18 protein-coding genes, 2 tRNA genes and 1 pseudogene are annotated in these 24,301 nt (G+C 70.3%); 18 read left to right on the top strand and 3 right to left on the bottom strand.

Annotation, left to right across the window (positions count from 1 at the left end; translation table 11 throughout):
- Positions 1–46: 46 nt before the first annotated feature.
- Entirely contained in the window at positions 47–1,228 is a 1,182-nt protein-coding gene (locus tag ACSU6Z_RS09410; protein ID WP_437044501.1) for a PP2C family protein-serine/threonine phosphatase, read from the top strand.
- Between the two features lie 15 nt (positions 1,229–1,243).
- A pseudogene (locus tag ACSU6Z_RS09405) lies at positions 1,244–1,361 on the top strand (HD domain-containing protein); the annotation flags it as partial.
- Positions 1,362–1,437: 76 nt separating this feature from the next.
- Here ACSU6Z_RS09405 and ACSU6Z_RS09400 read toward each other — a convergent pair.
- The gene (locus tag ACSU6Z_RS09400) at positions 1,438–2,688 is read right to left on the bottom strand and encodes an acyltransferase family protein (RefSeq protein WP_437044499.1); all 1,251 of its coding nucleotides are present in this window, start codon (positions 2,686–2,688) and stop codon (positions 1,438–1,440) included.
- A 626-nt stretch (positions 2,689–3,314) separates the two neighbouring features.
- Here ACSU6Z_RS09400 and ACSU6Z_RS09395 point away from each other — a divergent pair.
- Positions 3,315–3,509, top strand: a complete 195-nt coding sequence (locus tag ACSU6Z_RS09395) for a hypothetical protein (RefSeq protein ID WP_437044498.1) — start codon at positions 3,315–3,317, stop codon at positions 3,507–3,509.
- Positions 3,510–3,705: 196 nt separating this feature from the next.
- Here the strand turns inward: ACSU6Z_RS09395 and ACSU6Z_RS09390 are convergent.
- Positions 3,706–3,776 (bottom strand) — tRNA-Gly (locus tag ACSU6Z_RS09390).
- A 172-nt stretch (positions 3,777–3,948) separates the two neighbouring features.
- Between ACSU6Z_RS09390 and ACSU6Z_RS09385 the strand changes: the two genes are divergently transcribed.
- The 5 genes from ACSU6Z_RS09385 to clpX all read left to right on the top strand — a co-directional run bounded on the left by ACSU6Z_RS09385 (position 3,949) and on the right by clpX (position 8,957).
- A tRNA-Pro gene (locus tag ACSU6Z_RS09385) sits at positions 3,949–4,025 on the top strand.
- 248 nt (positions 4,026–4,273) lie between these two features.
- Positions 4,274–5,674, top strand: coding sequence for a trigger factor (tig, locus tag ACSU6Z_RS09380; RefSeq protein ID WP_437044496.1), 1,401 nt, complete (start codon positions 4,274–4,276; stop codon positions 5,672–5,674).
- A 305-nt stretch (positions 5,675–5,979) separates the two neighbouring features.
- Positions 5,980–6,585: an ATP-dependent Clp protease proteolytic subunit gene (locus ACSU6Z_RS09375; RefSeq protein ID WP_437023232.1), complete on the top strand. Its 606-nt coding sequence runs from the start codon at positions 5,980–5,982 to the stop codon at positions 6,583–6,585.
- A 214-nt stretch (positions 6,586–6,799) separates the two neighbouring features.
- A complete protein-coding gene (locus ACSU6Z_RS09370; RefSeq protein WP_437019562.1) occupies positions 6,800–7,480 on the top strand; it encodes an ATP-dependent Clp protease proteolytic subunit in 681 nt (226 codons plus the stop codon).
- Between the two features lie 190 nt (positions 7,481–7,670).
- Positions 7,671–8,957, top strand: a complete 1,287-nt coding sequence (clpX, locus tag ACSU6Z_RS09365) for an ATP-dependent Clp protease ATP-binding subunit ClpX (protein ID WP_437044495.1) — start codon at positions 7,671–7,673, stop codon at positions 8,955–8,957.
- A 76-nt stretch (positions 8,958–9,033) separates the two neighbouring features.
- Here clpX and ACSU6Z_RS09360 read toward each other — a convergent pair whose 3' ends face one another.
- The gene (locus tag ACSU6Z_RS09360) at positions 9,034–10,047 is read right to left on the bottom strand and encodes a hypothetical protein (protein WP_437044493.1); all 1,014 of its coding nucleotides are present in this window, start codon (positions 10,045–10,047) and stop codon (positions 9,034–9,036) included.
- Between the two features lie 137 nt (positions 10,048–10,184).
- On the opposite strand from ACSU6Z_RS09360, the gene ACSU6Z_RS09355 reads away from it, so the two are divergent.
- The 10 genes from ACSU6Z_RS09355 to ACSU6Z_RS09310 all read left to right on the top strand — a co-directional run bounded on the left by ACSU6Z_RS09355 (position 10,185) and on the right by ACSU6Z_RS09310 (position 24,284).
- Positions 10,185–12,809, top strand: coding sequence for a valine--tRNA ligase (locus tag ACSU6Z_RS09355; RefSeq protein WP_437044492.1), 2,625 nt, complete (start codon positions 10,185–10,187; stop codon positions 12,807–12,809).
- Positions 12,810–12,906: 97 nt separating this feature from the next.
- Positions 12,907–14,427, top strand: a complete 1,521-nt coding sequence (folC, locus tag ACSU6Z_RS09350) for a bifunctional tetrahydrofolate synthase/dihydrofolate synthase (RefSeq protein WP_437044491.1) — start codon at positions 12,907–12,909, stop codon at positions 14,425–14,427.
- A 6-nt stretch (positions 14,428–14,433) separates the two neighbouring features.
- The gene (locus tag ACSU6Z_RS09345) at positions 14,434–14,790 is read left to right on the top strand and encodes a DUF4233 domain-containing protein (RefSeq protein ID WP_437044490.1); all 357 of its coding nucleotides are present in this window, start codon (positions 14,434–14,436) and stop codon (positions 14,788–14,790) included.
- A gap of 95 nt (positions 14,791–14,885) precedes the next feature.
- A complete protein-coding gene (gene ndk / locus ACSU6Z_RS09340) occupies positions 14,886–15,299 on the top strand; it encodes a nucleoside-diphosphate kinase (protein WP_437044488.1) in 414 nt (137 codons plus the stop codon).
- Between the two features lie 299 nt (positions 15,300–15,598).
- A complete protein-coding gene (locus tag ACSU6Z_RS09335) occupies positions 15,599–16,618 on the top strand; it encodes a rod shape-determining protein (protein ID WP_437044487.1) in 1,020 nt (339 codons plus the stop codon).
- Positions 16,619–16,823: 205 nt separating this feature from the next.
- The gene (mreC, locus tag ACSU6Z_RS09330) at positions 16,824–17,771 is read left to right on the top strand and encodes a rod shape-determining protein MreC (protein ID WP_437044486.1); all 948 of its coding nucleotides are present in this window, start codon (positions 16,824–16,826) and stop codon (positions 17,769–17,771) included.
- A 12-nt stretch (positions 17,772–17,783) separates the two neighbouring features.
- Complete coding sequence (mreD, locus tag ACSU6Z_RS09325) at positions 17,784–18,455, top strand: rod shape-determining protein MreD (protein ID WP_437044485.1); 672 nt, start codon at positions 17,784–17,786, stop codon at positions 18,453–18,455.
- Between the two features lie 148 nt (positions 18,456–18,603).
- Positions 18,604–20,898 (top strand): penicillin-binding protein 2, encoded by a 2,295-nt coding sequence (mrdA, locus tag ACSU6Z_RS09320; RefSeq protein WP_437044484.1) that lies wholly within the window; start codon positions 18,604–18,606, stop codon positions 20,896–20,898.
- Positions 20,895–22,094 carry a rod shape-determining protein RodA gene (gene rodA, locus ACSU6Z_RS09315; protein WP_437044483.1) on the top strand — a complete coding sequence of 400 codons (1,200 nt, stop codon included), beginning with the start codon at positions 20,895–20,897 and terminating at the stop codon, positions 22,092–22,094. The genes mrdA and rodA overlap by 4 nt, the downstream gene beginning before the upstream one ends.
- Before the next feature lie 231 nt (positions 22,095–22,325).
- Complete coding sequence (locus ACSU6Z_RS09310) at positions 22,326–24,284, top strand: TIGR03960 family B12-binding radical SAM protein (protein ID WP_437044482.1); 1,959 nt, start codon at positions 22,326–22,328, stop codon at positions 24,282–24,284.
- The last annotated feature ends 17 nt before the right edge of the window (positions 24,285–24,301 follow it).

Below are 24,301 nucleotides of genomic sequence, written 5' to 3'. Positions count from 1 at the left end.
ACCTCCCGTGCCAAGCGGCTGCCTCGATGGATAGGGTCCCGAACTGATGGCAGCAGGACGACAACGGCGCGCGGAGGCCGAGACGTTCACGGCCCGGGTGAAGAAGCGGTGGCACCGGGCCCGCGTCGGCGTGCGCAAAGCCGCCGTCGACTACTTCCGCGGCGACGGCTCCGACTGGGTCGCCCTGGCCGGACTGCTGCTGACCGTCCCCCTGATCGCCCTGGCCACGATGATCGACCCGGTGTGGTGCTCGCCGGCCGCGCTGGTCCTGCCGATCGTCGTCGGCGGCCTGCTGCTGCGCCCGGCGAGCCTGCTCGGCCTGTACGCGGCGGCGGCCACGGCGCTGATCGTGGAGTCCGTGCGCCTGGGCCCGTACACGGAAGGACCCTCCCGGGTCACCCCCGGCGTCGTCCTCGTCGTCGCCGCCTGCGGCTTCTTCGGACTGCTGCTCGCCCAGTTCCGCAGCCGGGTCGGCGTGCCCTGGCGGCGCGGCGGCACCATGCTGTTCGACCTGCGCGAACGCATCCGCGTACAGAGCAAGCTGCCGAAACTGCCGCCGGGCTGGCACCGCGAGATGGCGCTGCGCCCGGCCGGCGGCCAGTCCTTCTCCGGCGACTTCGTGGTCGCGGCCCGCACCAACGGCGGACGCACGCTGGAGGTGGTCCTCACCGACGTCTCCGGCAAGGGCATGGACGCCGGCTCGCGGGCCCTGCTGCTGTCGGGCGCCTTCGGCGGCCTGCTGGGCAGCCTGCCCCCGCACGCCTTCCTCCCCGCCGCCAACGGCTATCTGCTCCGCCAGGACTGGGACGAGGGCTTCGCCACCTCCATCCACCTGGTCCTGGACCTGGACTCCGGCGACTACGAGCTCTACTCCGCCGGGCACCCGCCGGGCCTGCAGCTCAGCGCGGGCACCGGCCGCTGGGAGGAGAAGTCCGCCGAGGGCCCGCTGCTGGGCGTGTACGACGGCGCCCAGTTCGACCCCGTGAAGGGCTCCCTGCGCCCCGGTGACGTCCTGATGCTGTTCACGGACGGTCTGGTGGAGACCTCCGACCGGGACATCGTCGAGGGCATCGACCGCCTCACCGGCGAGGCGGACCGCTACGTCGCCGGCGGCTTCCACGGCGCCGCCTGGCACCTCATCGAGGCGGTCGCGAAGGACGTCAACGACGACCGGGCGCTGCTGCTGATCTGCCGGGAGGGCCCCACGGCCCAGGCCGCGGGCCACTGACCCCGGGCCCCGCCCGCGCAGCGCACCCGGGACATACGTCCTCGCGCTCACCAAGCGTGCCGGGGAGCCGCCCGAGGCGTACGCCGCACGCGTCCTCGCCGCACCGGGCGGGCCGCTGGTGGAGGAGGCGGACACGACCGACCGGGGAGTACGCGCACCTGCGCGCACTCCCCGGTCGGGGAGACGTGGGAGACGCGGCGGCGCCGGACCTAGGCCGTGACCTTCTCCCGCTCCTCGCGCTGCTCGCGCTCCGCGACCGGGCCGGCCTGTCCGCGCTGCACGCGTTTCCCGGCCGGCTCGGCCGCGTCCCGCCGGAAGGCCCACTCCATCCCCGGTTCCACCACGCACCGCAGGACGCGCTGGACGGGCCGGGTGCACAGCAACGTGATGAGGACGGCCGCGAGGACGGTCAGGCCGATCTCACCGAGCGGCCGGTCCAGCGCGGGCGCGTCGAACCAGCCCTCGTAGGTGCCGGTCTTCACCAGGAAGCCGTGGAGCAGGTAGCCGTAGATGGTGCCGGCGCCGAGCGCCGTGAACCACGTGCGCCGGCCCGGGACCCAGGCGAAGAAGCAGGCGGTCAGCACCAGGGAGCAGCCGAAGAGCACGAGCGTCATGACCGGACCGGTCCACCACGGGGCGCCGATGCCCTGCGCGGTGTTGTTGCGGTAGAACCACGAGGTGTCCACGCGCGGCACGGACCACCAGGCCATGGCCACGGCCACCGCGGCCACCGGCACCGACAGGATCCGCACCGAGCGGCGGCGCACCATTCGGAAGTGCTCGGGCCGCATCATCAGCCCCAGCACGAAGCACGGCAGGAACTGCAGCACCCGCTGCATGTTCAGGTCGTTGCCGATCGTGGGCGCCATGGAGGCCAGCAGGGCGATGCCGAGCGCGATCGGGAGGGGCCGGCGAACCGTCTTCCAGATGGGCGTGGTCAGCCGCCAGACGAACAGGGCGCACAGGAACCACAGCAGGTAGGTGGGGTCCAGCAGGCTGATGTCGTGCTGGGGGTCGTGGTCGACGAAGCGCTTGTGGAGCGAGTAGGCGACCTCGAAGACGACGTAGGGAACGGCGACTCCGGTGATCAGCCGCTTGACGCGTCGCGGGCTCATGTCGAAGCCGCGCGAGAAGTAACCGGAGATGATGATGAAGGCCGGCATGTGGAAGGTGTAGACCACCCGGTAGAGGGTCTCCACGCTCCGGTTGCCGTCCAGGATCTGCCCCCAGGCGTGGCCCAGGCCGACCAGCACGATCGCCAGGAATTTGGCGTTGTCGAAGAACGCGTCGCGCTGCTTGGCGGGCCCGGCCGGGCGGGCGTCCGCGGCCGGGGAGGGGGCCGCGCGGTCCGGGTGCCGGTTCTGCGGAGCGGACCGCGGACCCGGCACTCCCGGAACCGACGGCTGCGCCGGCGGGAGTGGTGTCCTGCGGTTGCCGTTCGGGCGGAGCGAGTCAGTCATCGGACCTCCCGCCGGAAGCCGGCGAGCAGGACCACAACCTCGCTGCTCTTGCGGGGGACGTGGCAGCGTAGAACATTCGAGGCACCCTAGCGTTGTCCGTGCTATTCCGTAAAACCCTCGACGTCGTCTCGACGCCATTGCGGATATCGAGCCCGAGTACCCGCCGTTTCACGGAGGTTGACACCGGCGGTGGTGTGACGACTCCCACGCCGCCGGAGGCTTGACGGCGGATCGGCCCGGCACCGCTTGTCGCCATTGTTCGTGACCGACCCGCCCATAAGCACAGCGGGCGGCACCGGTGATATGCCCGATTGAGCGTGCTTTCGGCGGCTGTTGGCGCGTTTCCCGGCGCACCGCCGCCACCATTCGAAATATCTGCGAACGTGCCGTGTGGGCGCGGAAAAGAAGTGATCGAATTCCCCGTGCGGGCGTTTCGCCGAATTCCTGTGCGACGCGGCTGTGCCGGTGTTCTTCGCGGGCGGGGGCGCGGTCGGGGTGGAAGGAACCGGCCAGACCATGTGTCAGTCACCGCATGAGGAGGGGAGGTTGGTGGCACGATGGTTCCGGCGGGGCGCGCGGATCGCGTCCCCGGCGGGAGAGCGGACCGACCGAGGGTGTGATCAGTTGTGGCCATTTCACTGTCAGTGGTGCTGCTGTTGGCGATCATCCTGGTGGTGCTGATCCGGGGGGGCTCCCTCAAGGCCGGCCCCGCGATCGTCGCGGCGCTCTTCGGGTTCTTCCTCGCCTCGACGGGCATGGCCCCGTCGATCAACCGCTTCCTCGACTCGATAGCCGACACGATCAACTCGATCAGCTTCTGAGCGGGCCTCTCGGCGAGCCGCCCGCTCGGACGCGCCGGAGGCGCCGGGGCGCCGGAAGAGGTGCGCCGGAGGACCGGAGGGGCGCGTCCCGGCCCGGACGCCGACGTGTCCGCGCGCGGACCCGGCGGGCCGGCCTGGAAAACGACCGGGGCCGGGCCGGAGGGATCTCCCTCCGGCCCGGCCCCGGGCCGTGCAGAGCGGGCGACGGGAATCGAACCCGCGTAGCTAGTTTGGAAGACTAGGGCTCTACCATTGAGCTACGCCCGCACAGGACGTGCCGAAGGTCCGTGACCGCGGCACTGCAGTGCATCGTAGCGGGTGCTCCCCCCTCGTCGCACACCGCCTTTCCGTCACCCCCGCGCACCGGTCCTCCGCGGGCCACCCGGAAATGTGGCGGTCCCCGCCGCCCGGGGGCATGTACCCTACGTCTCGCACCAGACGGGGTGTGGCGCAGCTTGGTAGCGCGTCCGCTTTGGGAGCGGAAGGCCGTGGGTTCAAATCCCGCCACCCCGACCACCGGCCGCGCGCGCCGCCGGCCTTCGCCCGGCGGCTTCTGCGGGCTCCGCCCGCTCCTCCCCGGCCCGCCACCCGGACCGTCCCCCGATCGGCCAGGTGATCGCCTTTTGGGCCGTGTAGCCGCTGCCGTTACTATGCAAGCTGCACGCCCGTGTGTCTCAGTGTCTGCAGTCCGCCGGGCGGCGAAATCCGCCGGACCCCTCCGGCTCCGGCAGAAACCAAGCAGTCAGCCACAAGGAGACCGAACCGTGAAGAGCGCCGTGGAGACCCTGAACCCGACTCGGGTTCGGCTCACTGTCGAGGTGCCCTTCGAGGAGCTCAAGGACAGCCTCGACGCGGCGTACAAGAAGATCAACCAGCAGGTCACGGTGAAGGGCTTCCGCAAGGGCAAGGTCCCGGCCCGGGTCATCGACCAGCGCTTCGGCCGCGGTGCCGTGCTGGAGGAGGCCGTCAACGACGCGCTCCCGAAGTTCTACACCGACGCCGTCAACGAGGCCGAGCTGAGCCCCCTGGGCCAGCCCGAGGTCGACATCACGGAGCTGAAGGACGGCGAGACGCTGAACTTCACCGCGGAGGTCGACGTCCGCCCCGCCATCGAGATCCCGGACTACTCCGGCATCGAGGTCGAGGTCGACGCCGTCGAGGTCACCGACGAGGACGTGGAGAAGTCGGTCGAGCAGCTGCGCGAGCGCTTCGCCTCCACCTCCCCGGTCGAGCGCGCCGCCCAGGACGGCGACGTCGTGACGATCGACCTGGAGGCCAAGGTCGACGGCGAGGTGCTGGAGGACGGTGTCGCCAAGGACGTCTCCTACACCATCGGCTCCGGTGAGCTGCTGGACGGCATCGACGACGCCGTCAAGGGCCTGTCCGCCGGCGAGGAGGCCACCTTCACCTCCGAGCTGAAGGGCGGCTCGGCGGCCGGCAAGGAGGCCGAGGTCACCGTCAAGGTCGCCCAGGTCGCCCAGCGCGAGCTGCCCGAGCTGGACGACGACTTCGCCCAGCTCGCCTCCGAGTTCGACACCCTCGAGGAGCTGAAGGCGGACAGCCGCAAGCGCCTGGAGAACATGAAGCGGTACGACCAGGCCACGCAGGCCCAGGAGCGCGTCCTGGACAAGCTGCTGGAGCTGGTCGAGGTCCCGGTCCCCGAGAAGCTGCTCGAGGACGAGATCAACACCCGTAAGCACAACCTCGAGCACCACCAGCTCGGCCAGATGGGTCTCACCCTCGACAAGTACCTGGAGATCCAGGGCAAGACCGCCGAGGAGTTCGACACCGAGACCCGCGAGGCCGCGGTCAAGGGCATCAAGACCCAGTTCGTGCTCGACGAGCTCGTCAAGCAGGAGAAGCTCAACGTCAACCAGGAGGAGCTCACCGAGCACCTCATGCGGCGTGCGGCCTCCTCCGGCATGTCCCCCGACCAGTTCGCCCAGGCCGTCGTCGAGCAGGGCCAGGTCCCGCTCCTCGTCGGCGAGGTCGCCCGCGGCAAGGCCCTGGCCGTCGTGGTCGAGAAGGCCACGGTCAAGGACACCAACGGCGAGATCGTCGACCTGGACGACGAGGAGGAGACGGAGGAGGCCGCCGAGGCCGCCGCCGACTCCGCCGAGGCCGAGGCCGAGGACAAGGGCGCCGAGGACAAGAACGAGGGCTGAGCCGTACGGCACCTTCGAGGGACGCAGGACGGGCCCCGGGTCTTTGTGACCCGGGGCCCGTCCTCTCACCCCCGGGGGTCCGGGTGCGCGACCGTGCCGCGGTGCGGCGCTACGCCCCCGGCGAACACTCCCGTTCGCGGGATTCCCCGGGGGGACCCGCGCGTTAGGGTCCATGAATACGAGGGCAGGGGAGTCTCCGAAGCCGCCCAGGACGGCGGCGCGCGCCGGAGTCCCACGCCCCGGCAGAACACGTGAGACGGCCCGGCGCCGTCGTAAGACGAGCAGGTGGATACGTGACGAATCTGATGCCCTCCGCCGCCGGCGAGCCTTCCATCGGTGGTGGCCTCGGCGACCAGGTCTACAACCGGCTGCTCAACGAGCGGATCATCTTCCTCGGCCAGCCGGTCGACGACGACATCGCGAACAAGATCACCGCACAGCTGCTGCTCCTTGCCTCCGACCCGGACAAGGACATCTACCTGTACATCAACAGCCCCGGCGGTTCGATCACGGCCGGCATGGCGATCTACGACACCATGCAGTACATCAAGAACGACGTGGTGACCATCGCCATGGGCCTGGCGGCCTCCATGGGCCAGTTCCTGCTCAGCGCGGGCACCCCCGGCAAGCGCTTCGCCCTGCCGAACGCCGAGATCCTGATCCACCAGCCGTCCGCGGGCCTGGCCGGCTCGGCCTCGGACATCAAGATCCACGCCGAGCGGCTGCTGCACACCAAGAGGCGCATGGCCGAACTCACGGCCCAGCACACCGGCCAGACGGTGGAGCAGATCACCCGCGACTCGGACCGCGACCGCTGGTTCGACGCCTTCGAGGCCAAGGAGTACGGCCTCATCGACGACGTCATCGCCACGGCTGCCGGCATGCCGGGCGGCGGCGGCACCGGGGCCTGACCGCCTCCCGCGGGCCGCGCCGCACGGCGAGAGGCCCACGGGAGACGAGCAGCGCCCGCGCGGGCAGGCGAGGCCCCGGCCGAGCCAGGCCGCCGGGCCGGCCAAGCCTTCGACGGGATCGGTGACGCCCCGCCGGGCCCACCGCCCGCTTCCCGGGTTCAAGCGCCCCAGCCAGCCCCCAGCCGACCGCCTCAGCCCCCTTCCAGGAGACACCGTGAACGATTTCCCCGGCAGCGGCATCTACGACCGCACGCGCGCCGAGTACACCGGCCCCACGGCCGAGTCCCGCTACGTCATCCCGCGCTTCGTCGAGCGCACCTCCCAGGGCATCCGCGAGTACGACCCGTACGCCAAGCTCTTCGAGGAGCGAGTGATCTTCCTCGGCGTCCAGATCGACGACGCCTCCGCCAACGACGTCATGGCGCAGCTGCTGTGCCTGGAGTCGATGGACCCCGACCGGGACATCTCGGTCTACATCAACAGCCCCGGCGGCTCCTTCACGGCGCTCACCGCGATCTACGACACGATGCAGTACGTGAAGCCGGACATCCAGACGGTCTGCATGGGCCAGGCGGCCTCCGCCGCCGCCGTCCTGCTGGCCGCCGGCACGCCCGGCAAGCGCATGGCGCTGCCCAACGCGCGCGTGCTGATCCACCAGCCGTACAGCGAGACCGGCCGCGGTCAGGTTTCCGACCTGGAGATCGCCGCGAACGAGATCCTGCGGATGCGGACGCAGCTGGAGGAGATGCTGGCCAAGCACTCCACCCGGCCGATCGACAAGATCCGCGAGGACATCGAGCGTGACAAGATCCTCACGGCCGAGGACGCGCTGCAGTACGGCCTGATCGACCAGATCATCACCACCCGGAAGATGGACAACGCCAGCCTGCGCTGACGCGGGAGTCTTCGAGAGGCTGTATCGTCTGCCGCCCCTTGGCGCGGTCCGGCGCGGTTCACGTCAAAGCGAACCGCGCCAAGGGGGGCCCGAACGGGGGGCTCGGCAAGGTACCGTCGGACATAAGGCAGCACCAGGAGTCGTCGGACGTTGACGTCCAGGCGTCTCCCAGGCGAAGGGGAAGCACACCGTGGCACGCATCGGTGACGGCGGCGATCTGCTCAAGTGCTCGTTCTGCGGCAAGAGCCAGAAGCAGGTCAAGAAGCTCATCGCAGGGCCCGGTGTGTACATCTGCGACGAGTGCATCGATCTCTGCAACGAGATCATCGAGGAAGAGCTCGCCGAGACCAGCGAGGTCCGCTGGGAGGAGCTGCCCAAGCCCCGCGAGATCTACGAGTTCCTCGAGGGGTACGTGGTCGGCCAGGAGGCGGCCAAGAAGGCCCTGTCCGTCGCGGTGTACAACCACTACAAGCGGGTCCAGGCCGGTGAGAACGGCGGCGCGCAGGGCCGCGAGGACGCCATCGAGCTGGCCAAGTCCAACATCCTGCTGCTGGGCCCCACGGGCTCCGGCAAGACCCTGCTCGCCCAGACCCTCGCCCGCATGCTGAACGTGCCGTTCGCCATCGCCGACGCGACGGCGCTGACGGAAGCGGGATACGTCGGCGAGGACGTCGAGAACATCCTGCTCAAGCTGATCCAGGCCGCGGACTACGACGTCAAGAAGGCCGAGACCGGGATCATCTACATCGACGAGATCGACAAGGTCGCGCGCAAGAGCGAGAACCCGTCGATCACGCGCGACGTGAGCGGCGAGGGCGTGCAGCAGGCCCTGCTGAAGATCCTGGAGGGCACCACGGCCTCGGTGCCGCCGCAGGGCGGGCGCAAACACCCCCACCAGGAGTTCATCCAGATCGACACGACGAACGTCCTGTTCATCGTGGGCGGCGCCTTCTCCGGCCTGGAGAAGATCATCGAGTCCCGGGCGGGCGCCAAGGGCATCGGTTTCGGCGCCACCATCCGCTCCAAGCGGGAACTGGAGGCCAAGGACCAGTTCGAGGACGTCATGCCGGAGGACCTGGTCAAGTTCGGCATGATCCCCGAGTTCATCGGCCGCCTCCCCGTGATCACCTCCGTGCACAACCTCGACCGCGAGGCCCTGCTCAAGATCCTCATCGAGCCGCGCAACGCGCTGGTGAAGCAGTACCAGCGCCTGTTCGAGCTCGACGGTGTCGAGCTCGACTTCGAACGCGAGGCGCTGGAGGCCATCGCCGACCAGGCCATCCTGCGCCAGACCGGCGCCCGCGGCCTGCGCGCCATCATGGAGGAGGTCCTCCAGGGCGTGATGTACGAGGTGCCGTCGCGCAAGGACGTGGCGCGGGTCGTCATCACGGCGGACGTGGTCTCGTCCAACGTCAACCCCACCCTGATCCCGCGGGACAACCGCGGGCGCGGACCGGGGGAGCAGAAGACGGCGTAACCGCCCACCCCACCCACGCGAAGGGGCCCCGGTCACTCGGCCGGGGCCCCTTCGCGCGGTGCGTGACGCCGGGACGTCAGATCTTGACGCGCACGTCCTTGCGGAGCTTGGCCGTGAGATCGGCCGCCTGCGCGAGGTCGGCGGTCTTGCCGGACATGGCGTCGGCCACGTCGACACTGATGGTCACGCCGAGGGTGCTGTGGTCGGCCCAGATGCACACCGGCATGCTCATCTTCGACGAACCGGAGGCCCCGGTGCCGGCGCCGAGGTTGTCGATCCTGGTCTCCTGGCACTTCAGGACCGCGCCGTCCAGGTCGGCGGGGCTGAAGCCCTGCGGGCTGCCGACGACCTCTCCCAGGGTGTCCGCGTCCTTGGCGGCGTTCTCCTTCATGCCGGTGAACATGGCGTCGACGACCTTCTCGGGGTCGTCGATCTCGCCGTAGACCCCCATGAACTGGACCATCTTCGCGGCCAGCGGATTGTCCTCGTCGCCGGCCTGGTAACTCGCGTTGACGTTCCGGGCGTCCTTGACGCCGTACTTCTCCGCTTCCTCGATGTCGCTGCCGCTGAAGCCGCCGAGGCTCTGGCCCTTCTCGTACTCGCCGGCGAGCACGGTCGCGGGCGTCGTCAGCTTGTGCGGCCCGTCGTCGGCGACGTCCGAACCGCCCCCGGTCCCGCCCCCGCCGAGCACGACGTACGCGCCCACGCCGATCGCCACGACGACCGCCACCGCGCCGATGATCAGCCCGGTCCTCTTCCCGCCGCCGCCCGGGGCCGGGGGCTGGGGCATGCCGTAGGGGTCCTGGCCGTACGGTCCGGGCTGCTGGAACGGCTGCTGGCCGTACGGTCCGGGCTGCTGGCCGTACGGTCCGGGCTGCTGGCCGTAGGGCGGGGCCTGGGGCGGGACGCCCTGCGCGGACTGCTGGGGGTAGCCGTAGCCGGGCTGCGGCGGGGCGGGCGGCGTCTGCTGGGGGTAGCCGTAGCCGGGCTGGGGAGCCTGCGGCGGCTGGCCGTAGGGACCCGGTTGGCCGTACGGTCCGGGCTGCTGAGGCTGCTGCCCGCCGTACGGGCCCGGCTGGTTGTAGCTCATTACGGGGTTCCCCTCCGGATGCTCGATATCTGCTGTCATCCTGACGCAGACATGGCGTGCGCAGGTCACCGGGGGTCGCACCGTTACAAAGGAATCGCGTTTCGGGACTGGGTCGTGACACCTCTAAACTGGCCCCCGTGACCGAGAACACTCAGCAGCCGCAGCAAGCGCCCACGACCGAACTGCCGACCCAGTACACGCCGGCCGAGGTAGAGGGGAAGCTGTACGAGCGCTGGGTAGAACGGGGTTACTTCGAGGCGGACGCCAAGAGCGACAAGCCGCCGTACACCGTCGTCATCCCCCCGCCGAACGTCACCGGCAGCCTGCACCTGGGCCACGCCTTCGAGCACACGCTGATCGACGCCCTCACCCGCCGCAAGCGCATGCAGGGCCACGAGACGCTGTGGCAGCCCGGCATGGACCACGCCGGCATCGCCACGCAGAACGTCGTCGAGCGGGAGCTGGCCAAGGAGGGCAAGTCCCGGCACGACCTGGGCCGCGAGGCGTTCGTCGAGCGGGTCTGGCAGTGGAAGGCCGAGTCCGGCGGGCAGATCTCCGGCCAGATGCGGCGCCTCGGTGACGGCGTGGCGTGGTCGCGCGAGCGCTTCACCATGGACGAGGGCCTGTCCCAGGCCGTCCAGACGATCTTCAAGCGGCTCTACGACGACGAGCTGATCTACCGCGCCGAGCGCATCATCAACTGGTGTCCGCGCTGCCTGACGGCCATCTCCGACATCGAGGTGGAGTACCAGGACGACGACGGCGAGCTCGTCTCCATCCGCTACGGCGAGGGCGACACCTCCATCGTCGTCGCCACCACCCGCGCGGAGACCATGCTCGGCGACACCGCCGTCGCCGTCCACCCCGACGACGAGCGCTACCGCCACCTCGTCGGCACCGAGATCGAGCTGCCGCTCACCGGCCGCCGCATCCCCGTCGTCGCCGACGAGCACGTCGACCCCGAGTTCGGCACCGGCGCGGTCAAGGTCACCCCGGCCCACGACCCGAACGACTTCGAGATCGGCCAGCGCCACGACCTGCCCGCGATCGCCGTCATGGACGAGCACGCGGTCATCACCGCGCACGGCCCCTTCCAGGGCCTGGACCGGCTGGAGGCCCGCTCCGCCATCGTCGCCGCGCTGCGCGCCGAGGGCCGGATCGTCGCCGAGAAGCGCCCCTACGTCCACTCGGTCGGCCACTGCTCGCGCTGCAAGACCACCATCGAGCCGCGCCTGTCCATGCAGTGGTGGGTCAAGGTCGGACCGCTCGCCAAGGCCGCCGGCGACGCGGTCCGCGACGGCAAGGTCAAGATCCACCCGCAGGAGATGGAGAAGCGCTACTTCGACTGGGTGGACAACCTCCACGACTGGTGCATCTCGCGCCAGCTGTGGTGGGGGCACCGCATCCCGGTCTGGTACGGCCCGAACGGCGAGGTGGTCTGCGTCGGCCCCGACGAGGAGCCGCCCAGCGGCGAGGGCTGGCACCAGGACCCCGACGTCCTGGACACCTGGTTCTCCTCCGGCCTGTGGCCGTTCTCCACGCTGGGCTGGCCCGAGCGGACCGAGAGCCTCGCGAAGTTCTACCCGAACTCCGTCCTGGTCACCGGCTACGACATCCTCTTCTTCTGGGTCGCCCGGATGATGATGTTCGGCCTGTACGCCATGGACGGCACCCCGCCGTTCCACACCATCGCCCTGCACGGCATGGTCCGCGACCAGCACGGCAAGAAGATGTCGAAGTCCTTCGGGAACGTCGTCAACCCGCTGGACTGGATGGACAAGTACGGCTCCGACGCGCTCCGCTTCACCCTCGCGCGCGGCGCCAACCCGGGCGTGGACGTCCCGATCGGCGAGGACTGGGTCCAGGGGTCCCGCAACTTCGCCAACAAGATCTGGAACGCGACCCGCTTCGCGCTGATGAACGGCGCGACGGTCCAGGGCCCGCTGCCGGACGCGTCGAGGATGTCGTCGACCGACCGCTGGATCCTCTCCCGGCTGAACTCGGTGGTCGCCGAGGTGGACGCGTACTACGAGGACTACCAGTTCGCCAAGTTGTCCGACGCGCTGTTCCACTTCGCGTGGGACGAGGTCTTCGACTGGTACGTCGAGCTGTCCAAGACCACCTTCCAGGCGGGCGGCGAGGCCGCCGAGGTCAGCAAGCGCGTCCTCGGCGAGGTCCTCGACGTCACCCTGCGGCTGCTGCACCCGGTCGTGCCCTTCGTCACCGAGACGCTGTGGACCACGCTCACCGGTGGCGAGTCGGTCGTGATCGCCGACTGGCCCGAGGACTCCGGCTTCCGGGACGAGGCCGCCGAGCGGGAGATCGCCACGGTCCAGTCGCTGATCACCGAGGTCCGCCGCTTCCGCGCCGACCAGGGCCTGCAGCCCGGTCAGCGGGTCCCGGCCCGGCTGGCCCTGGAGGGCACCGCGCTCGCGCCGCACGAGCCGGCCATCCGGCAGCTGCTGCGGCTCCAGCCGGAGGGCGACGCCTTCACCGCGACGGCCACCCTGCCGGTCGCGGGCGTGGAGGTCGCGCTCGACCTGTCCGGCGCGATCGACGTGGCCGCGGAGCGCAAGCGCCTGGCCAAGGACCTCGCCGCCGCCGAGAAGGAGAAGGCGCAGGCCACGGCCAAGCTGGGCAACGAGGCGTTCCTCGCCAAGGCGCCGGAGCAGGTGGTGGGGAAGATCCGCACGCGGCTCGCCAAGGCCGAGGAGGACATCGCGCGCATCCAGGCGCAGCTGGAGCGGTTGCCGCAGGCGTAGGCGCCCGTTCGCGCGAGGGGCCCCGAAGGTCCCCGGAGCCACCGGCTCCGGGGACCTTCGCCCTCCCGTGCCGGTGGCGCTCCGTAGACTGGGGAGCGTGAGTGAGCTCCCCCCGCACGACAGCAGTGAGCAGCCCGACCCGGCCGCCTCCTTCGACGAGATCATCGAGGCCGAGACCGACCGCGACCCCGACCTCGCGGTCATCGAGGCAGGCAGCCGGACCCTGCGCACCCAGGGCGGTCCGCCGCAGGCCGACGTGCCCGCGCGCCCCGAGGACCCCGAGGTCGACAAGGCCCTGCGGGAGGTCGAGGCGGAGCTGGCGACCCGCTGGGGCGAGACGAAGCTGGAGCCGTCCGTCACCCGGATCTCCGCGCTGATGGACGTGCTGGGCGAGCCGCAGCGGACGTACCCCTCGATCCACATCACGGGGACGAACGGCAAGACCTCCACGGCCCGCATGGTCGAGGCCCTGCTCGGCGCCTTCGAGCTGCGCACGGGGCGGTACACCTCGCCGCACGTGCAGTCGATCACCGAGCGGATCAGCCTGGACGGCGCGCCGATCTCCGCCGAGCGGTTCATCGAGACGTACCAGGACGTCAAGCCCTACGTCGAGATGGTCGACGGGCGGCAGGAGTACCGGCTGTCCTTCTTCGAGGTGCTCACCGCGATGGCGTACGCCGCCTTCGCCGACGCGCCCGTGGACGTGGCCGTCGTCGAGGTCGGCATGGGCGGCAGCTGGGACGCCACCAACGTCATCGACGGTGACGTCGCCGTCGTGACCCCCATCTCCCTGGACCACACCGACCGGCTCGGTTCGACGACCGCCGAGATCGCCGCCGAGAAGGCCGGCATCATCAAGCAGGGCGCCACCGTGATCCTGGCCCAGCAGCCGGTGGACGCGGCGCAGGCGCTGCTGAAGAAGGCCGTGGACGTGGACGCCACCGTGGCCCGCGAGGGCCTGGAGTTCGGGGTCCTGGACCGGCAGGTCGCCGTCGGCGGACAGCTGATGACGCTGCGCGGACTGGGCGGTGAGTACACCGAGGTGTACCTGCCGCTGCACGGCGCCCACCAGGCGCACAACGCGGCCGTGGCGCTCGCCGCCGTCGAGGCGTTCTTCGGCGTGGGCGCGCAGCGGGCCGAGCCGCTGGACATCGACACCGTGCGCAAGGCCTTCGCCGCCGTCTCCTCGCCGGGGCGGCTGGAGGTGGTCCGGCGCTCGCCGACCGTCGTGCTGGACGCCGCCCACAATCCGGCGGGCGCGCGGGTGACGGCGGAGGCGATCGGGGAGGCGTTCCAGTTCAGCCGCCTCGTCGGCGTCGTCGGCGCGAGCGGCGACAAGGACGTGCGGGGGCTGCTGGAGGCGTTCGAGCCGGTCTTCGCCGAGGTCGTCGTCACCCAGAACTCCAGCCACCGCGCGATGGACGCCGACGCGCTGGCGGCCGTCGCCGTGGAGGTGTTCGGCGAGGAGCGCGTACAGGTCGAGCCGCGGCTGCCGGACGCGCTGGAGGCCGCGATCACGCTGGCCGAGGAGGAGGGCGAGTTCGCCGGCGGCGGCGTGCTCGTCACCGGTTCCGTCATCACCGTCGGCGAGGCCCGACTGCTCCTGGGGAAGGGCTGACATCCCGTGCGTACGCTGTGTTCCTCGACCCTGATCGGCGAGTTCTTCGTCATCGGCTTCGCCGGACTGGTCGCCATGAAGGACCCGGACCTGTCCATGGCGACGGTGTGGACGGTCAGCGGGATCGCGATGTTCCTGTGCCTGGTGCTGTGCGGGGCGGTCACCCGGCCCGGCGGGGTCGCGCTCGGCTGGGTCCTGCAGATCGCGCTCGTCGCCTCCGGCTTCGTCGTGCCGACGATGTTCTTCATGGGGGCGGTCTTCGCCGCGCTGTGGTGGGCGTCGGTGCACTACGGGCGGAAGATCGACGAGGCCAAGGCGAGATTCGCGGCGCAGGCCGAGGCCTCGGCGCCGGACGCGGCCTGAGGCCCGGCCGCGTGCCTGACGCTGTGTAACGGGTGCCCGGAGGCGCCGGGTACTCTCATCACCCCGCACACCCTTTGATCCGAAGGAGTCCCGCCGTGACCCAGCGCACCCTCGTCCTCCTCAAGCCCGACGCCGTCCGTCGTGGCCTGACCGGCGAGATCATCAGCCGCATCGAGCGCAAGGCCGGCTGGCGGATCACCGCGCTGGAGCTGCGCACGCTGGACTCCGGGACCCTGGAGCAGCACTACGGCGAGCACAAGGGCAAGCCGTTCTACGAGCCGCTGGTGGCGTTCATGTCCTCCGGCCCCGTCGTCGCCATGATCGTCGAGGGTGAGCGGGTCATCGAGGGCGTCCGGCAGCTGGCCGGCCCGACCGACCCGATCGCGGCGGCCCCCGGTTCCATCCGCGGGGACTACGGCGTGATCGTCCGGGAGAACCTGATCCACGCCTCCGACTCCGAGGAGTCCGCCGAACGCGAGGTGAAGATCTTCTTCCCGGACCGCGGCTGATTCCCGAAGATCCCTTTTTTTGACGCTCCGTCAGCCGAATGGCCCATCCGACCTGGGCGGCCGCACACAGGCGGCCGCCCTGTGACATATGGGTGCCGATCGGGGGAACGAATGCCTCCGTTGGACCGTCTCCACAAGCGAGGCGGTGCGCCATCTGCTGACAATGGCGAAGACCCTCGCGCTGTGTCCGTGAAGGCGCGTCTACGATGGAAGCATTCACGTCACAGCACCCACCTCGCCGACCTGAAGAGCTGTCACAGGCTCTTGGGAAGGCCAGTCGAATCCTGATGGGGAACTCAATGTCGTTCATCGGCCGTGACATGGCTGTCGACCTCGGGACCGCCAACACGCTGGTGTACGTCAGGGGTCGCGGGATCGTACTCAACGAACCGTCCGTCGTCGCGATCAACACCAATACCGGTGGCATCCTCGCGGTCGGTGCCGAAGCGAAGAAGATGATCGGGCGCACGCCCGGCAACATCGTTGCCGTGCGTCCGCTGAAGGACGGCGTCATCGCCGACTTCGAGATCACCGAGCGGATGCTGCGCTACTTCATTCTGAAGATCCACAAGCGGCGGTATCTGGCTCGTCCGCGGGTCGTCGTCTGTGTGCCCTCCGGCATCACCGGCGTCGAGCGCCGCGCCGTCATCGAGGCGTCGTCCCAGGCCGGCGCCCGACAGGTGCACATCATCGAGGAGCCCATGGCCGCGGCCATCGGCTCCGGCCTGCCGGTCCACGAGGCCACGGGCAACATGGTGGTCGACATCGGCGGCGGCACCACGGAGGTCGCGGTCATCTCCCTCGGCGGCATCGTCACCGCTCAGTCCATCCGCGTGGCGGGCGACGAGCTGGACAACGCGATCATCCACCACGTGAAGAAGGAGTACAGCCTTCTCCTGGGTGAGCGCACGGCCGAGCAGATCAAGATCACGATCGGTTCGGCGTACGACCTCGACACCGACGAGCACACCGAAATCCGCGGCCGGGACCTCGTCTCCGGGCTGCCGAAGACCGTCGTCATCTCCGCCGCCGAAGTGCGCAAGGCGATCGAGGAACCGGTCAACGCCATCGTCGACGCCGTCAAGACGACCCTCGACAAGTGCCCGCCGGAGCTGTCCGGCGACATCATGGACCGGGGCATCGTGCTGACCGGCGGCGGCGCGCTGCTGCGCGGCCTCGACGAGCGGCTGCGCCGGGAGACCGGCATGCCGATCCACATCGCCGAGGACCCGCTGGACAGCGTGGCGCTCGGCTCCGGAAAGTGCGTCGAGGAGTTCGAGGCGCTCCAGCAGGTTCTGGACGCCCAGCCGCGCAGATGACGCGACGTCCGGTTCCGCCGTACGAGACGCTCTCCTCTCGTACGGCGGATCGTTGATATAGAGACAACAAGCAGGGACCGCCTGGCCGCCCGGGTTCGCACCGGGGGGCGCGGCGGTTTCCGCGTCACTCCATTCCATAACACCGATACCAGCGAATTCGCCCATCCATTCCCGAATTCCGACGAGGAAGGCACGGCCGCCGCACGTGAGGGACACGAAAGAGAGCCGGCTGCTCCTGGTGCTGCTGATCGCCATCGCGTTCGCGCTGATCACGGTGGATATCCGCGGCGGGGAGGACTCACCGGTCGACGGTGCCCGGCATGCCGCGGCCACCGTCTTCGGTCCGATCGAGAACGGGGTGTCGGCCGCGGTAGACCCGGTCGGCAACGCGGTCGCCGCGATCCGGGACTCCGGCGACCGGCACGACCGGCTGGCCGAGCTGGAGAGGGAGAACGCCGCGCTGAAGGCGAAGCTCGGCAGCGACGACCGCGGCCGCAGCCGCCTCAAGCAGCTCGAAACGATGCTGAAGCTCGCCGGCAAGGGCCAGTACGGCATCAAGGGCGCGCAGGTCATCGCGATAGGGGCGGCCCAGGGCTTCTCCTGGACCATCACCATCGACGTCGGCGCCCACGACGGCATCAAGCGGGACATGACCGTCCTCAACGGTGACGGCCTGGTGGGCCGCGTGACGACCGTCGGCCCGGACACCGCGACGGTGCTGCTCGCCAACGACCCCGACTTCACCGTCGGCACCCGTCTGGAGGGCAGCGACGAGCTCGGCTTCACCTCCGGCCAGGGCGACCGGCCGCTGCGCGTCGAACTCCTCAACGGCAAGGCGGAGGTGAAGAAGGGCGACCGCCTCGTCACCTTCGGCTCCCAGGCCGACAGGCCGTTCGTGCCCGGCGTCCCCGTCGGCGTCGTCTCCCGCGTCGACCCCTCCGGCGGCGGCCTGACCCGCACCCTCTACGTCACGCCGTACGTCGGCTTCACCAAGCTCGACGTCGTCGGCGTCGTCGTCCAGGCCCCGGAGAAGGACCCCCGCGACACGGTCCTCCCGGACAAGCCCCGGCCGGCCCCCGAGCCGACGGTGACGGTGACCGTGACCCCGTCCGCCCAGGCGCCCGCCGACGGCCGGTTCCAACCCGAGCAGTAGGAGCTCATGCCCATGCGCGTCAACCGGATCCTGCTGTCCGTCCCCCTGGTCGTCGTCGCCCTGGTGATCCAGGTCAGCGTCCTGGCCCGGCTCCACCTGCCCGGCGCCGTCCCCGACCTGCTGCTGCTCACCGTCCTCGGCCTCGCCCTGGTGTACGGCCACGTCGGCGGCGCCCTCGTCGGCTTCGGCGCCGGACTCCTCGCCGACCTCGCCCCGCCCGCCGACCACGCCGCCGGCCGCTACGCCCTCGTGCTGTGCGTCGTCGGTTATCTCGCCGGACTCGTCAAACCCGAGAACGGCCGGCTGAAGTCCGCCGTCGGCCCCCTGGCCGTCGTGGGCGTCGCCGCCATCGGCTCCACCCTGCTGTACGCCGGTGTGGGCGCCCTCGTCGGCGACACCGCCGCCCGCCACGTCGGCCTGCCCGGCCTGCTGTTCACGGCCGCCCTGTACGACCTGCTGCTCGCCCCCTTCGTCGTCCCCGGCATCATGGCGCTGGCCCGGCGCGCCGAGGACGACCCGCTCGCCGAGACCAACTCCGCCGCCCGGAACACCGACATCTCCTCCGGCTGGGTCGCCGGAGGCACCGGCCTGCGCATCGGCGGCCAGCGGGGCGGACTGCGGGTGAAGGCGGCCCGGGCCCGGACGGCCCGCGCCGGGCGCATCAAGGGGGTCAAGCGGCTGTGACGACGGTGACGGACACGCCGGGCGCCCCGGACGCTTCGAACACTCCGGGCGTGCGGGGCGCGCACGCGGACCGGCCCGGCAGGGCCCGTGCGCGCTTCGAGGTGGCCGCCGGGAAACGTACACACACCGAGAGGGGGACGCAGCCGCAGTGACCAACATTCCCGAGACCGGGCGCAGTCCACGGGTCCAGATCCGGCTCGTCGTCATCCAGGTCCTCGTCCTCTCCCTCCTGGGCACCCTCGCGGGCCGGCTGTGGTACCTCCAGATCCGCGAGGGCGAGGAGTACGCCAAGGAGGCTTCCGGCAACCACGTCCAGCAGGTCGTCCAGCCCGCCGTGCGCGGCTCGATCCTGGACGCGCGCGGCGTGCCGCTCGCCGACAACGAGACCCGGCTCGTCGTCTCCGCCTCCCGCACCGACCTGATGAAGATGGAGGACGACGGCAAGGCGGTCCTCACCAAACTCGCCGGCGTCCTCGGCATGCGGCCCGAGGAGGTCATGGAGAAGGTCCGGCTGTGCGACGCCGAGACGCCGCAGCCCTGCTGGAACGGTTCGCCGTACCAGCCCATCCCCATCACCGACGAGGCCACCCCCAAACAGGCCCTGCAGATCCGCGAGCGCTCCGAGGACTTCCCCGGCATCACCGCCGAACCGCAGGCCGTGCGCCGCTACCCGAGCCCCGGCAAGGCCAATACCGCCCAGGTGCTGGGCTACCTCTCGCCCGTGACGGACGAGGAGATCAAGCAGGCCCAGGACAGCGAATCGCCCTACCTGCGCTCGGACCAGGTCGGCCGCTCCGGGCTGGAACGCCAGTACGACAAGCAGCTGCGCGGCAAGGCCGGCGTCACCCGCTACGAGGTCGACAACCTCGGCCGCGTCATCGGCAAGGCGGAGTCCGACGCCGCCCAGCCCGGCTCCAACCTCGTCACCAGCATCGACGCCCGGGTGCAGCGGGTCGCCGAGTACGAGCTGAACGAGGCCATGAAGGCCGCCCGCAAGGAGTACGACCGCAACACCGGCACCACCTACAAGGCCGACTCCGGCGCCGTCGTGGTCATGGAGGCCAGGACCGGCCGCATCGTCGCCATGGCGTCCAACCCGACGTACGACCCCAACGCCTGGGTCGGCGGCATCTCCTCCGCCGACTACAAGAAGCTCACCGGGAAGAACTCCAACTACCCGCTGCTCAACCGCGCCATACAGGGTCAGGCGGCCCCCGGCTCGATCTTCAAGGTGGTCTCCACGGCCGCCGCCGTCGAGGCCGGGTACGACTTCGACGGCAGCTACCAGTGCTCCAGCGCGTACAACGTCGGCGGCCAGGTCTTCAAGAACTTCGAGTCGGCGAACTACGGCGCCATCGATCTGGGCCGGGCGCTGGAGGTCTCCTGCGACACCGTCTACTACCGGCTCGCGCACCAGGAGTGGAAGAAGGACGGCGGCATCGACCCCAAGGGCGAGCCGAACGACTACTTCTTCAAGGCCGCCCACCAGTTCGGCCTCGGCAAGGAGACCGGCATCGACCTGCCCAACGAGGTCACCGGCCGCGTCCCCGACCGCCAGTGGAAGCAGCGGTACTGGGAGGCCAACAAGGACGCCTGGTGCAAGTCGGGCAAGAAGGACGGCTCGTACGTGGAGAAGATCGCGTACGAGAACTGCATCGAGGGCAACAAGATGCGCGCCGGTGACGAGATCAACTACTCCATCGGCCAGGGCGACACGCTGGTGACGCCGATTCAGATGGCCACCATCTACGCGGCCATCTCCAACGGGGGCACCCTCTACACCCCGAGCGTCGGCAAGGCCATCGTCAGCGCCGACGGCAAGAAGGTCAGCGAGATCGAGCCCGAGTCGCACGGCAGGCTGCCCATAAGCAAGGAGACGCGGGACAAGATGGACGCCGCCCTCGCCGGCGTCGCCACCCGCGGTACGGCCGCCTGGCGGTTCGGGGGCTGGCCGCAGGACGAGATCCCGATGCACGCCAAGACCGGTACCGCGGAGGTCTACGGCAAGCAGACGACGTCGTGGTTCGCCACCTACACCGACGACTACGCGATCGTCATGACGATCTCCCAGGGCGGTACGGGTTCCGGCGCGTCCGGCCCGGCCGTCCGCAAGATCTACGACGCGCTGTACGGCGTCCAGGAGGACGGTTCCATCGACCCGAAGAAGGCGCTGCTGCCCGAGCCGGCGAAGAGCCTGCCGAAGGTCAAGCCGGACGGGACCATCGCCGCGCCGAGGATCGCCGAGGACCCCGCGCAGCGGGAGAAGGCCGCCGAGCCGGGCCGGAGTCCGGCGCCGGACGGCACCGGACAGCCGGGGGACGACGCGGCGACCGTGGCGACACCGGCGGCACAGAACCGGCAGGCGCGGCGGCGCGGGCACAGGCGCGGAGGCACCGGCGGGTGCCGGCGCGGACACCGGACGGCGCGGAGGGTGCTGGCATGACGGGGGCGAACGGCTTCCAGGTCTCCGGGTACGGGCCCGAACGCGCCGGGTGGACGCGGCTGCTCGCCCGCGACTCGGTCGTGCGCCGGCTGGACTGGCCGGTACTGCTGTCCGCGACGGCGCTGTCACTGATCGGCTCGGTGCTCGTGTTCTCGGCGACCCGCAACCGCACCGAGCTCAACCAGGGCGACCCGTACTACTTCTTCGTCCGCCACCTGCTGAACACCGGCATCGGGATCGCCCTGATGATCGCCACGGTCTGGCTGGGCCACCGCACGCTGCGGACGGTCGTGCCGCTCCTGTACGGGGCGTCCGTCTTCCTGATCCTGCTGGTCCTCACGCCGCTCGGCTCGACGATCAACGGCGCCCACTCGTGGATCCAGCTCGGCGGCGGGTTCTCGCTGCAGCCGTCGGAGTTCGTGAAGATAACGATCATCCTGGGCATGGCGATGCTGCTGGCGGCGCGGGTGGACGCGGGGGACAAGCCGTACCCCGACCACCGGACGGTGCTCCAGGCCCTGGGGCTGGCCGCCGTGCCCATGCTGATCGTGATGCTCATGCCCGACCTCGGGTCGGTCATGGTGATGGTCGTCATCGTGCTGGGGGTGCTGCTCGCCTCCGGCGCGTCCAACCGGTGGGTGTTCGGGCTGCTCGGGAGCGGGGCCGTCGGAGCGGTCGCGGTGTGGCAGCTGGGCGTCCTGGACGAGTACCAGATCAACCGCTTCGCGGCCTTCGCCAATCCGGAACTGGACCCGGCGGGCGTCGGCTACAACACCAACCAGGCGCGCATCGCGATCGGCTCCGGAGGGCTGACGGGCTCCGGGCTCTTCCACGGTTCGCAGACGACGGGGCAGTTCGTGCCCGAGCAGCAGACGGACTTCGTCTTCACCGTGGCGGGTGAGGAGCTGGGGTTCGTCGGGGCCGGGTTCATCATCCTGCTGCTGGGCGTGGTGCTGTGGCGCGCGTGCCGCATCGCGCGGGAGACCACCGACCTGTACGGCACGATCGTCGCGGCCGGGATCGTGGCCTGGTTCGCGTTCCAGGCCTTCGAGAACATCGGCATGACGCTCGGCATCATGCCGGTGACGGGGCTGCCGCTGCCCTTCGTGTCGTACGGCGGGTCGTCGATGTTCGCCGTGTGGATAGCGGTGGGGTTGTTGCAGTCGATCACCGTGCAGCGGCCCATGTCGGCGTGAGCACCGCGTCGGCCCGGGCGGGCGCGGAGGGGACCGGGGGCGCTCGCGGCGCCTGACCGGGCTCTGTGGGGGTGCCTGCCCCGCTCGAGGAGGGCGGGGCAGGCACCCCGGCACGGGCAGCCGGTGAGCGCCGGGTCCGGAGGTACCCCGCGAACGGGTTACGCTTGATGGTCACCCGCCCCCAGCCTCCGGCCGGGGGTACCCCCAGCCAGCACACGAAGGTTCCGCGAGATGCCTGCCGAAGCCGCCGAGTCTGTGTTCCCGCAGCTCGAAGCTCTGCTCCCGCATGTGCAGAAGCCGATCCAGTACGTCGGCGGAGAGCTCAACTCCACGGTCAAGGACTGGGACTCCTGCGACGTCCGCTGGGCGCTCATGTACCCCGACGCCTACGAGGTCGGCCTGCCCAACCAGGGCGTCATGATCCTGTACGAGGTACTGAACGAGCAGGAGGGCGTCCTCGCCGAGCGCACCTACAGCGTGTGGCCGGACCTGGAGGCGCTGATGCGGGAGCACGGCGTCCCGCAGTTCACGGTGGACAGCCACCGGCCGGTGCGCGCGTTCGACGTGCTGGGCCTGTCGTTCTCCACGGAACTGGGGTACACGAACATGCTGGCCGCGCTGGACCTGGCCGGCATTCCGCTGGAGGCGAGGGACCGCGGGCCGGACGACCCGATCGTGATGGCCGGCGGGCACGCCGCGTTCAACCCCGAGCCGATCGCCGACTTCATCGACTGCGCGGTCATCGGCGACGGCGAGCAGGCCGTGCTGGAGATCACCGGGATCATCCGCGCCTGGAAGGCGGAGGGGCGGCCGGGCGGCCGCGAGGAACTGCTGCTGCGCCTGGCGAAGACGGGCGGGGTGTACGTTCCCGGCTTCTACGACGTCGAGTACCTGCCGGACGGCCGTATCGCCCGCGTCGTACCCAACCGGTCCGGCGTGCCGTGGCGGGTGTCCAAGCACACCGTGATGGACCTGGACGAGTGGCCCTACCCGAAGCAGCCGCTGGTGCCGCTGGCGGAGACGGTCCACGAGCGCATGTCGGTCGAGATCTTCCGCGGCTGCACCCGCGGCTGCCGCTTCTGCCAGGCCGGCATGATCACCCGTCCGGTGCGCGAGCGGTCGATCACCGGCATCGGCGAGATGGTGGAGAAGGGCCTGAACGCGACCGGCTTCGAGGAGGTCGGCCTGCTGTCGCTGTCCAGCGCCGACCACTCCGAGATCGGTGACATCGCCAAGGGGCTGGCGGACCGCTACACGGACGACAAGATCGGCCTGTCGCTGCCGTCGACCCGCGTCGACGCCTTCAACATCGACCTGGCGAACGAGCTGACCAGAAACGGCCGCCGGTCCGGTCTGACCTTCGCACCCGAGGGCGGCTCGGAGCGCATCCGCAAGGTCATCAACAAGATGGTCTCCGAGGACGACCTGATCCGGACGGTCGCCACGGCGTACGGCAACGGCTGGCGGCAGGTGAAGCTGTACTTCATGTGCGGCCTGCCGACGGAGACCGACGAGGACGTCCTGCAGATCGCCGACATGGCCACCCGCGTGATCCAGAAGGGGCGCGAGGTGTCCGGGTCGAACGACATCCGCTGCACCGTCTCGATCGGCGGCTTCGTCCCCAAGCCCCACACCCCCTTCCAGTGGGCGCCGCAGCTGTCGGCGGAGGAGACGGACGCCCGCCTGCAGAAGCTGCGCGACAAGATCCGCGGTGACAAGAGGTACGGCCGGTCCATCGGCTTCCGGTACCACGACGGCAAGCCCGGCATCGTCGAGGGCCTGCTGTCGCGCGGCGACCGCCGTGTCGGCGCGGTCATCCGCGCCGTGTACGAGGACGGCGGCCGGTTCGACGGCTGGCGCGAGCACTTCTCGTACGACCGCTGGATGAGCTGCGCGGAGAAGGCGCTGGCGCCCTTCGGCGTCGACGTCGACTGGTACACCACCCGCGAGCGCGGCTACGAGGAGGTCCTTCCCTGGGACCACCTCGACTCCGGCCTGGACAAGGACTGGCTCTGGGAGGACTGGCAGGACGCCCTCGACGAGACCGAGGTCGAGGACTGCCGCTGGACGCCCTGCTTCGACTGCGGCGTCTGCCCGCAGATGGACACCCACATCCAGATCGGCCCGACGGGCAAGAAGCTCCTGCCCCTGACGGTCAAGAACGCCGCGCCCGGCGGCGGCCGGGGCTGAGCCGGACTCCGCGTGCG

This window comes from Streptomyces sp. enrichment culture (assembly GCF_964273145.1).
Classification (GTDB): Bacteria; Actinomycetota; Actinomycetes; order Streptomycetales; family Streptomycetaceae; genus Streptomyces.
Note: the sequence above shows the minus strand (reverse complement) of the source record. Positions and strands in the feature narration are given on the sequence as shown.